The following is a 5,548-nucleotide window of genomic DNA, read 5'->3' on the forward strand; positions in this document are numbered from 1 at the left end:
GTCTTTGTCAACACGCCCCCGTCGCGGGGGGTGGGGCCCGCCCACACCCGCCCGGGGGGCGCGGGGCCCCCCGGCTCCCGAACGTAGGGGGGGGGCGCCGCCCGCGGCTGGCAGGTCGCGTCGGAACGCGGCGTCGGCCTGATTCATCTTCTGGCGCATGGCGGCGAGGGGCGAGGCATCGCGGGGGGCGGGCTCGTCAATGTTCATAAAACGGTTTGGTCCGAATTGACTGGAGGCTCTGCTGGGAGCGCCTTTTGAGGTTTGTGGTCAGGCCTGATCGAAAGACGGATTTCTATTGTGTTCAGAGGGGTTTGGAGAGGAAACGGGGGATATGTCGATCAGTTGCCGTGGGTTGGTTTGTGTCTGGATTTCTTTTCGTGGTGTCATGAATGGCGGGGATGGTCAAAGGAAAATGCCTGTCAATAGAGAAGATTTCTGAATGTTGGCTTCTGTCTGTTTTGCCTGATGGAAAGACGGGCGGGTGTCGATTCCATTTGGGGTGTGTGTGTATTTATTGGGATCGAATGATAAAATATTTACGGAATGCTACAGATTTTTTTTGTTTTGAGGTGTGGTTTCGTATGCGCTGTCGGCAGGTTCGTACGGTCGGTGAACCGGACGGGGCGGGCGGCTTACGCCATGACCGGGCGCCGTTGGGGGATGGATGCGGGCGCCCGGCGGGGGGAGAGTGTTCAGGTGACGGGGATGCGCTTGCTCAGTTCGTCGATCAGCACGCGGATATTGTCGGAATAGTCGATCGGGATGGCGATGATCTGCACGCCGCCCTCGACGAAGGCGCGTTCGAGCGTTGCTTCGAAATCTTCGATCTTTTCCACGAAATGGCCCTTGGCGCCGTAGGATTCGGCGTATTTGACGAAATCGGGGTTGCCGAACGTCATGCCGTAATCGGGGAAATGATCGACCGCCTGTTTCCAGCGGATCATGCCGAAGGCGCCGTCGTCGATGATCAGGGACACGAGGTTGAGCTTGAGGCGGACGGCGGTTTCGATCTCCTGGCTGTTCATCATGAAGCCGCCATCGCCCGAGACGGCCAGCACGCGCCGCTCGGGGTAGAGGAGGGCCGCCGCGATGGCCGATGGCAGGCCCGCGCCCATGGTCGCCAGGGCGTTGTCCAGCAGGAGCGTGTTCGCGACGCTGGTGCGGTAGTTGCGCGCGAACCAGATCTTGTACATCCCGTTATCCAGCGTCACGATGCCGTCCTGCGGCATGACCTTGCGGATATCGGCGACGACCCGCTGTGGCGTCCAGCGATTGTCGGTCGAGCCCTCCAGGATGTGCGCCAGGATGCCGTCGCGCAGGCCGAGAAGGGCATCGGCGTTGGTGAGGCGGCCCTCGACCTGATCGGCCAGGCGCGACAGCGAGACGCCGATATCGCCGATGACTTCGGCCTGCGGGAAATAGACCTGTTCGACCTGCGCGGGCTCGTAGCCGAAATGCACGACCTCAGGCCCGTTGGCGCCCATGATGAAAGGGGGTTTTTCGACTGTGTCGTGGCCGATCGACAGGATCAGGTCCGCGCGTTCGATGGCCTCGTGGACGTAATCGCGTTCGCTCAGCGCGGCGGTGCCCATGTAGAGGTCGCTGCATCCGCCGACCGCGCCCTTGCCCATCTGGGTCGTGAAATAGGGCAGGCGCGTGCGCGAGAAGAATTCATACAATTTGCCGGCCAGGCGGGGGCGGGAGGCCGCGGCCCCCAGCATGACCAGCGGGCGCTTGGCGGACAGCAGCAGGTTGGCCGCGATGCGCAGCGCCTCGTCACCGGCGACGGGGGCGTCGATGGGGTGCGGATGGATCGGCGCCAGATTGCCGCATTCCTCGCGCGCGATGTCTTCGGGCAGTTCGAGGTGGACCGGGCCGGGACGTTCTTCCGCCGCCACGCGGAAGGCGTCGCGGATCAGGGTCGGGATCATGGGGGCGGAGACGATCTGCCGCGCCATCTTGGTGAGCGGGCGCATCGTCGCCACCACGTCGACGATCTGGAAGCGGGCCTGGCGTTCCGACAGGATCGGCTTCTGGCCGGTCAGCATCACCATCGGCATCGCGCCCAGATGGGCGTAGGCGGCGCCGGTGGCGAGATTGAGCGCGCCCGGACCGAGTGTTGCGAGGCATACGCCCGGCTTGCCCGTGAGGCGGCCATGGGTCGCGGCCATGAAGGCCGCCGCCTGTTCGTGGCGCGTGACCGTGAGCTTGATCGAGGACGTGCGCAGAGACTCCACGATATCGAGATTCTCTTCGCCGGGAATGCCGAAAATTCGATCGACGCCCTCGTTTTCCAGGGCTGCGATGAGGAGGTCTGATGCTTTTGTCATATGATCATCTCCGGACGGATCCTTGAACCCGTCATGCATCGTTTTACGGAAAGAACAGGGAAGAAAGCGTTCGGGCTCTTCACATCCCAATCAGGTCCGTCATGGTGCAGGGATGTTTCCCCGTGGCGAAAGCCATCCGGGTGGGGGTATCCGAACAGATCCGGTGACAAGGCTCAATCGGCAATTCGTGGCCGTCTGGTCCCCGGAATGCGCATGCGCTGCCGTTGTGTCGCAGGGGGGGAATGCGCACGCCACCGGTGCGCATTTCCGGTCTGGCGGTCAGGCGCGTTCGAAGCGGATCAGGCTGCGGGAGGCGCCGCGATCGGCCCAGTTGGGCATTTCGCGCCACGGCGTGACCACGGTGGCGTAGGAACCCTCGACGCTGACGGTCCGCCGTTGTTCCGTGCCGACCCATTCGGGCGCCCAGGCGGTTTCGACGTCGGTGATCCACTGGTCCTGCTCGATCCGGTAGCGGCCGATATAGGCAACCAGCGTCTTCATGAGCTGCGCGCGGTCCCAGTCCGTCTCGGCAGGTTGGCGGTCGCTGCCTTCCAGGTTGAAGGCGACCCAGCCGTCGGCGGTGAAAACGACCCGTCCGCGCGGGGTTTCGCCCATGGCCTCGATCATCTCGCCGGTCTTCTTGTCTTCGACCTGATAGGAAACGAGCTTCCAGGTGCCGATCAATTGCTGTGCCAGATCGTTGGAGTGGGCGTGTTTTAACTGCGTCACTTTTGGAATGACTCCTCTTGAAACAAAAGGCCAAGTAAGTGAAGCCTTGTGGCTTCAGGCAGTATTCTTATTGTTCTTGTTTTGACTGTTTCATTGGATGTTTCGTGAATAATTATTCATTTATACGAGAGGACTGTAGGCCATTCGAGCGGTTTTTTCTATTCAAAATGGGACAAAAGATTTATGCTCAGGCGACAAAAATGGGAGCCGTCCAAAAATGATCTACGATGAAGTAGGCGATCTGAGGTTCTTCGTGATGCTGGCCGAGGCGCAGAGCATGACCAAGGCGGCGCGCGGCATGGGGACCTCGCCGGCCGTGGTGTCGCGGCGGCTGGCCCGGCTGGAGGGCAGGCTGGGCAGTTGCCTGGTGAACCGGAGCACGCGGCGCTTCAAACTGAGCGACACGGGGCAGATCCTGTATGATCGCGCGCTGCGGATCGTGACCGATATCACCGATCTGGAAGCCGAGATTTCCTCGGCCGAGCGGATGCCGCAGGGCAGCCTGAATATCGGCGCGCCGCTGGAACTGGGGCGGCGCCTGATCGCGCCCTTCGTGGAGGCGTTCAATGAACGGTATCCGGAACTGAAAATCGGGCTGGCGCTGGTCAGCGAGGGGCGGCACGAATTCGGCGACTGCCTGGACCTGATCGTGCGGCTGGGCATGCCCGACATGCCGACCGCCATCGTGACGCATCTGGCTTCGACAACGCGCATTCTGTGTGCCTCGCCGACCTATCTGGCCCGCGCGGCGGCGCCTGCGACGCTTCAGGATCTGGCGGTGCATGACTGTCTTTGCCTGCGGCGCAGCAAATCCATGACGCTGGTCAATCGTTGGGCGTTCGGCGAGGAGGAGAACAGGGAGGTGGTGACGGTGCAGCCGCGCCTGTCCTCGACGAGTTGCGAGGTGATCCATGACTGGGCCTTGTCGGGGCAGGGAATCGCCTACAAGCTGATGTGCGACGTTCATGACGACCTGAAATCGGGCAAGCTGGTGCATGTTCTGCCGGAGCTTTCCGGGGAGAGCATCGATTTCTATGCGCTGCGGCCGCACCGGCAGGGCGGGCGGGCGAATGTGGATGTGTTCCTGCGCGAATTGCGGGCTTATCTGCGGCGGTGCGGCGGGTTTTCCTACCGCGCATGAGTGCCTGACCGAAAAACGCGCCGCATGAAGACGGAGGATTTCCATGACGCGATCGAGGTTGTTTCAGCCGGTGGAGGTCGGTGGGCTTGCGCTGGCCAATCGGATCGTCATTGCGCCGATGTGCCAGTATTCGGCGGCCGAGGGCCGGATGACGGACTGGCATCTGATCCATCTGGGGACTCTGGCGCTGTCGGGGGCCGGGCTGCTGACGATCGAGGCGACCGCCGTGCTGCCGGAAGGCCGCATTACCTATGGCGATGTCGGGCTGTGGGATGACGGCACGGAAGCGGCGCTGCGCCGCGTTCTGGACGGTGTGCGGGCGTGGTCGGACATTCCGGTGGGCATCCAGCTTTCGCATGCCGGGCGCAAGGCGTCGTGCGAGGTGCCGTGGAAAGGCGGGCGGCAGATCGCGCCCGACGCCGTGGACGGATGGCGGACGGTCGCCCCTTCGGCCGTGGCGTTTACGCCGGAGACGCATGCGCCGCTGGCCTTGGACCGCGCGGGCATGCGGCAGGTGCGCGAGGCTTTCGCGGCCTCCGCGAAGCGGGCGGCGCGGCTGGGGCTGGACCTGGTGCAGGTGCATGCCGCGCATGGTTATCTGCTGCATCAGTTCCTCTCGCCGCTGTCCAACCTTCGGGATGACGATTATGGCGGCTCGCTGGAAAATCGGATGCGCTTTCCGCTGGAGGTCTTCGATGCCGTGCGTCAGGCCTTTCCGGACAAGCCTGTTTCGGTCCGCGTTTCGGGTACCGACTGGGTGGACGGGGGATGGACGATCGACCAGACTGTGGCCTTCGCGCAGCGCCTGAAGGAACGGGGGTGCGATGCCGTTCATGTCTCCAGTGCGGGATTGAGCCCGTTGCAGGAGATTCCCGTGTCGCCCAGCTATCAGGTTCCGCTGGCGCGGGCCGTGCGGCAGCAGGTGGATCTGCCCGTGGTGGCGGTGGGCCTGATTACCGATTTCGACCAGGCGGAAGGGATCGTCGCCACCGGCGATGCGGACATGGTGGCGCTGGCGCGGACGATCCTGTACGACCCCCGCTGGCCGTGGCACGCGGCGGCCCATCTGGGGGCGCGGGTGAAAGCGCCGGACCAGTATCTGCGGTGCCAGCCTTCGCGCTATCGGGATCTGTTCGCGGTCTGACGACCGGTTGCGGGAGGGGATGAAAAAACGGCACCGCCATCGGAGGATGGCGATGCCGCTTGAGGTTTCACGGCGCGAGGGTTGGGAAATCGACGGTTGGGAACTGCCGGAACGCCGTGAGTTCCTGACTAATAATGAGAATGAATATTAATTGCAACATAAATTATGGTCGGGTGTCCGTTTCCGGGGGAGCGGTGCTTTCTG

General features: G+C 63.1%; 4 protein-coding genes. 2 read left to right on the forward strand and 2 right to left on the reverse strand.

Annotated features, from left to right (window positions below):
• Positions 1-692: 692 nt before the first annotated feature.
• Entirely contained in the window at positions 693-2,330 is a 1,638-nt protein-coding gene (locus ABF821_RS18865; protein ID WP_415531191.1) for an acetolactate synthase large subunit, read from the reverse strand.
• A 279-nt stretch (positions 2,331-2,609) separates the two neighbouring features.
• Positions 2,610-3,059, reverse strand: a complete 450-nt coding sequence (locus ABF821_RS18870; RefSeq protein ID WP_310888984.1) for a lipocalin-like domain-containing protein — start codon at positions 3,057-3,059, stop codon at positions 2,610-2,612.
• Positions 3,060-3,276: 217 nt separating this feature from the next.
• Here ABF821_RS18870 and ABF821_RS18875 point away from each other — a divergent pair, with 217 nt between their 5' ends.
• The gene (locus tag ABF821_RS18875) at positions 3,277-4,200 is read left to right on the forward strand and encodes a LysR substrate-binding domain-containing protein (protein WP_182974831.1); all 924 of its coding nucleotides are present in this window, start codon (positions 3,277-3,279) and stop codon (positions 4,198-4,200) included.
• 43 nt (positions 4,201-4,243) lie between these two features.
• Positions 4,244-5,344 (forward strand): NADH:flavin oxidoreductase/NADH oxidase, encoded by a 1,101-nt coding sequence (locus ABF821_RS18880; RefSeq protein WP_415531192.1) that lies wholly within the window; start codon positions 4,244-4,246, stop codon positions 5,342-5,344.
• Positions 5,345-5,548 lie beyond the last annotated feature (204 nt).

It is taken from the genome of Gluconacetobacter sp. (genome assembly GCF_047721585.1).
GTDB classification, from domain to species: domain Bacteria; phylum Pseudomonadota; class Alphaproteobacteria; order Acetobacterales; family Acetobacteraceae; genus Gluconacetobacter; species Gluconacetobacter dulcium.

Excerpts from the sequence above, each read along its gene's own strand:
- ABF821_RS18865 (WP_415531191.1), bottom strand. The coding sequence starts at position 2,330 with ATGACAAAAGCATCAGACCTCCTCATCGCAGCCCTGGAAAACGAGGGC.
- ABF821_RS18875 (WP_182974831.1), top strand. The coding sequence starts at position 3,277 with ATGATCTACGATGAAGTAGGCGATCTGAGGTTCTTCGTGATGCTGGCC.
- ABF821_RS18880 (WP_415531192.1), top strand. The coding sequence starts at position 4,244 with ATGACGCGATCGAGGTTGTTTCAGCCGGTGGAGGTCGGTGGGCTTGCG.